This window comes from Pseudopedobacter sp. (assembly GCF_040392825.1).
Taxonomy (GTDB): Bacteria; Bacteroidota; Bacteroidia; order Sphingobacteriales; family Sphingobacteriaceae; genus Pseudopedobacter.
Genome location: NZ_JBEBVH010000279.1, coordinates 1 through 4,868 on the forward strand (window position 1 = coordinate 1; position 4,868 = coordinate 4,868).

Sequence of the window (4,868 nt, forward strand, 5' to 3'; positions counted from 1 at the left end):
GAGAACATTCTTCTTTATCGCTATTCGATAAACTTCATCAGTAACTGCGGTTCTGGCACTATTATCACTCCCCAGCACCATTATCCCCGAATGTCTTGGTGCCTTTTTTACGGCATCAAGTATATTATTATATAAACCAAACTCAACCCCATTAGCTTTTAAAAGCTTTACTAAGTCATTGCCTTCAGTACCACATATAAAAAGATTCACTTTTGCATATACATCGGACAGCGTTAAACAAGATATAGATAAAAGCAATATTAGAAATCTCATATTTTATGGGCTTATATTAATTACGATACTAAATAATAAAATAAAAAATTAACAAACAACTTATTTTTATTTTTTTTTAAAAAGTAACACATAATTATTAAACAAATAACAATACGTTAACGTACAAAAAACAAGAGTTTTATTATTAAATGAACTTTAGTTATATTTTTGCAGTAACTGTATATCTTTTTATGGGAAAAACTTTTTTTGAAGAACTTAATAATGAGAGCCTATCGGGTGTAGCCTACAAGAACATCAGTTTTAAACGAGAAACTTTAGCTTATTTTGTAGAAAAGGGAAATGCTACCATAGCCGAAATAGGTAAAGAACTGAACATCAGTATACCAAAGGCGACAACACTTATTAATGAACTTATAGCAGAAAATATTGTCAAAGATTTCGGCAAAGTGGAGTCTACCGGCGGGCGAAAGCCCAATATATATGGGCTGGTGTCCGATTCGGCATTCTTTATTGGTGTGGATATCAAAACAACTTATGTGAGGATTGGTATTTCAGATGTCCAGAATAATCTTATTGATATAACGGAACCTATACCTTATCAGCTGGTAAATACAACAGCTTCGTTGGATAAGCTTTGTAGCATCATCATAGATTTTATAAAAAATCTCCCTGTACCTACTTCTAAAATATTGGGAATTGGTATGAATATTTCTGGAAGGGTTAATCACTTTACAGGGTATAGCTATAGTTTCTTTAACTTCAACGAAGACCCGCTAAGCAAAATACTTTCTGCTAAATTAGGCACAAAAGTTTATCTGGAAAACGACTCCAGATCAATGGCTTACGGAGAATTCTGTTCAGATAGTGTAAGTAATGAAAAGGATATTCTTTTTATAAATATGGACCATGGTATTGGACTTGGTATCTTAATGAACGGGAGTTTGTATTATGGAAAATCGGGTTATTCGGGAGAATTTGGACACATTCCAATTTTTAATAATGAAATTATCTGTCACTGTGGAAAAAAAGGATGTCTGGAAACAGAAGCCTCTGGATGGGCACTTAAAAATATGCTAAAAGAGAAGTTAAAAGACGGATATTCATCAATTATAACCAAAAGCAAAAAAGATATAGAAACAATTACGCTGGATGATATACTAAATGCTGCAAATAATGACGACTTTTTATCTATTGAATTGATTGGTAAAATCGGAGAGAATTTAGGTAGAGGAATAGCTTTATTGATAAATCTGTTTAACCCGGAAATGGTTATTTTGGGGGGTAGTCTTGCCTCTACAAAAGAATTGATTCGCCTGCCTATAATAAGCTCTGTAAACAAATATTCTTTAAGCCTGGTGAATAGCGACACTAAGTTTATAATTTCCAATTTAGGAGACAAATCCGGCATTATTGGGGCATGCCTAATAGCCAGAAATAGAACTTTAGGTATATTTAAGTAAACCCAGGTTAAGGTAAGTCATACGACAAGTTACTTACCTTAACATCTCTTACATTATTCTGGTAACATCGTATTAATGATGATTTTAGAATGTTCTTTAAAATTCTTGTTGGCAAAAGTTTTAGTATGGGTCCAAAAATCATCCTTATTATCAACCATAATTAAAGTAGAAAGAATCCAGCTTTGTGTCCAACCAGTTAATGTTCCCCAGGGTCCCCAATCAGAATCGGCATTTGACGCCCAATACTCCCATCTGCCATAATCAAACCCTCTATACCATGCTCCATCTAATTCAGGATGCTTTTTACTTGAAACTTGTGCTTTAACTAAAAAATCTGCTATTCTTTTTGTTGCATTTCCATAGAGCGGATCTCCGGTTGCGCCATAAGCTTCGTTTAACGCAAAGAACGCAAAATTAGTTGTGTATAAAAGATCAGCTACAGGATCTCCATTTTCTGATATTAACGGTGCTTCATTTGAGCCATAATCTGCGTTTGATTTTATCTTACCGTATCTTCCCTGACTTGCTAATCCTAACTCCTCTCTTATTGCGCCACTCCTATCCAGATTTTCCAACAATTTAGACGAAACTGTTTTAAGCCATTTCCTATGCTCTTCTGTATCTTCTACTCTTATAAGCCAGGCTAATGGCAATATCATCCTTGCTCTTTCCTGTTGAATTCCATTTGTCCATTTCCAATCGGGATACTTTTGCATTGTAAGGCTAATTCCTTTCTTTGCCTTTTCTAACAAAGGAGTATAGCCTGTTTTATCATATAACCATAAATATGTAGCCCACAACCACGATTCGAAATGCGGATGAACATTCACAATATCCCTATCGGCAAATTTTTTCCAACCCGCTTTTTGTAAAGCAGAATCCCTGAACCAATTTGTCCTAAATCCATTTTTACCAGTTGTCCTAAAATTGGCCATTATCCCCTCTACAATATATTTATCCCATTTATCGCTATTTAATCCGGCAGCCGCACCAATACTTCCTAAAATAACCCTTGCATTATCATCTCCGTAATACACATCATCATCGGTTACTGTCCAACCAATCAAACCATATGAAGGACTTTTTGAATCATTTCTCGGTCCGCTTCTTAAATTAGATTTTATATATAAATAGTCCAGCAGGTTAGAAGAAGTTAAGTGATATTTTCTGCTATCTAAATAATTACCAGAAAGAGATAATGCAAATGCTGATTCAGCCTGACAATCTGCCCGTAACCACCATCTTATAGGCTGAGAGCCATCATTATAAATGGTAGACGCATGTCCTTCTAGAATCCCTAATTCTCCATCTCCTATTTTCGCTCCCTTATCAATTGCCGGATAAACCACTTTTGAACCAACCTTTGCAGTCCTTGCTTTAAAAACGTTTTCCCAGGAAGGGTCTACTAATAATCTGGCATTATAAAACCATTCTGTCCCACTGTTTATTGCTTTTCTAAAGTCTTGTCTGGTTACAGCATAGTCTCTGGGAAAAGAGGGAGACACGTCACAATTCAACTTTTTTAATGCATCAGTATTAGATACACCTAACCAGGTTAAAATATATTTCCATACTTGTTGTACTGCTTTCTCCGGCCCAAATCTGGATGTCACAAATCGGCTAAGGCTCACTGTCGAAATTAAAAAGTTAGATTCATGATTAAATAGTAAAGAATAACATTTCACATCATCTATACCATATTCGGCCTTATCAAAACCAGCGACTTTCGCCAGAACAATTAACGCTTTCTTATTTTCAACAGGAATAAAGTACTGGGTGTTAAGCCCAATTAGCGACAGGGAATCTACACCAACTATACGATTTGTATTGATAACACCCCGTTCGATATGAATCTTCTGCAATGTATCTGGAAAGTCCACTCCCGGAACATAATCTGGTGTTTCAATATATAATTTAAGGTTTTTATTTCGGGCAATTTTATAGATATCTGCATTTACTTGCGTTTTTCCTTCATCTACTGAATGAGATAAAATTAAAACTGAACCATTCCTTTTTGCATTTTTAACAGCTAAAAGCGGATTTTCGTAATTTTTATATGAAATACCATTTAATTTAAAAATATCAATTAGGTCGTTTTGACCAGATGAACTTATAATTATTTCTGATTTCGCCCTAAAACTTAAAAAAGCACAGATTAAAGAAAGTAAAATTAGTCTTATTTTCATATAAAAAATTAAAGCAATATAAATGTATCAGTTATTTAAAATTAAACAAAACTTTAGCTAATATTTTAATTTTATTTATTATATTCATAAAAAACAAGGCCTTCCAGAATTTTATTATATTAGAATATAAAAATCATCAGCATGAAACAATCATTCTTATTTCTTTCAGCGATAGCCTTTTCGTTTGTCGCCTGCAATCAAAACCCTAAACAAACAGGAAACGCAGCCGCAGAAGATCATTCCAGTCATGATCAATGCTATCAATCCATATCTAACGCAGATACCTTAGATATGCATTTACATAACCACGATGGCAAAGTACAGGGATCTTTAAATTTTAGATTTAAGGAAAAGCAGAACACTCAGGGGGATATAAAGGGAGAATTTAGAGGAGACACGCTTTTTGTAGACTATACATTCACAGTAGGCGGAACACCTTCTAAAAATCCGCTTGTTTTCCTTAAACAAGGTGATGATTTATCACAAGGCTATGGAGAGATAGAAACTTATTTGGGCAAAACATATTTTAAGCCGGGAGCTCCGATTACTTTCGGAAATGGTTTTATACTAAAACCTACAAATTGTCAATAAAAATTAAAAGATCCGGAGCGTTCATCCGGATCTTTTAATTTTTAATATTCTCCCGTAGACAACATTACAAGCGTACAAGCTCTTTCAGTTTCTATACCTAAATCCTTTGCTTTCTCTTCCAGCTCTCTGTTTTCTGTTCCCGGATTAAAAATTATCCGTTTGGGCTTCGTCTTCAAAATATAATCATATAATTCTTCCTGATGCCTCGGTCCTACATACAAAGTGATAGTGTCTATATCAGAATGAATAGTTTCTGGTTTTTCGATAGCTACTCCTGCGACCTCTCCCCTTTTTAAACCAACATTAATTATTGGATGCCCATAATTAACCAGTCTGTTCGCAGCCAAATAAGAATATCTGGTTGGATTTGTACTGGCACCCAGAACTAGAGTTTTCT

Annotated in this window: 5 protein-coding genes; 2 read left to right on the forward strand and 3 right to left on the reverse strand. The window is 34.6% G+C overall.

The window, feature by feature from the left end:
- Positions 1-273 (reverse strand): hypothetical protein (locus ABWO41_RS15390; protein WP_353139957.1); only part of this gene is annotated, 273 nt, incomplete at its 3' end.
- A gap of 191 nt (positions 274-464) precedes the next feature.
- Between ABWO41_RS15390 and ABWO41_RS15395 the strand changes: the two genes are divergently transcribed.
- Complete coding sequence (locus ABWO41_RS15395) at positions 465-1,694, forward strand: ROK family protein (RefSeq protein ID WP_353139959.1); 1,230 nt, start codon at positions 465-467, stop codon at positions 1,692-1,694.
- Positions 1,695-1,747: 53 nt separating this feature from the next.
- Here the strand turns inward: ABWO41_RS15395 and ABWO41_RS15400 are convergent, their stop codons facing one another.
- A complete protein-coding gene (locus ABWO41_RS15400; RefSeq protein WP_353139961.1) occupies positions 1,748-3,880 on the reverse strand; it encodes a hypothetical protein in 2,133 nt (710 codons plus the stop codon).
- 141 nt (positions 3,881-4,021) lie between these two features.
- Between ABWO41_RS15400 and ABWO41_RS15405 the strand changes: the two genes are divergently transcribed.
- On the forward strand, positions 4,022-4,471 hold the full coding sequence (locus tag ABWO41_RS15405; RefSeq protein WP_353139963.1) for a hypothetical protein: 450 nt from the start codon (positions 4,022-4,024) through the stop codon (positions 4,469-4,471).
- Positions 4,472-4,512: 41 nt separating this feature from the next.
- Here the strand turns inward: ABWO41_RS15405 and ABWO41_RS15410 are convergent.
- A partial coding sequence (locus tag ABWO41_RS15410) for a CoA-binding protein (RefSeq protein ID WP_353139965.1) occupies positions 4,513-4,868 on the reverse strand: 356 nt, incomplete at its 5' end.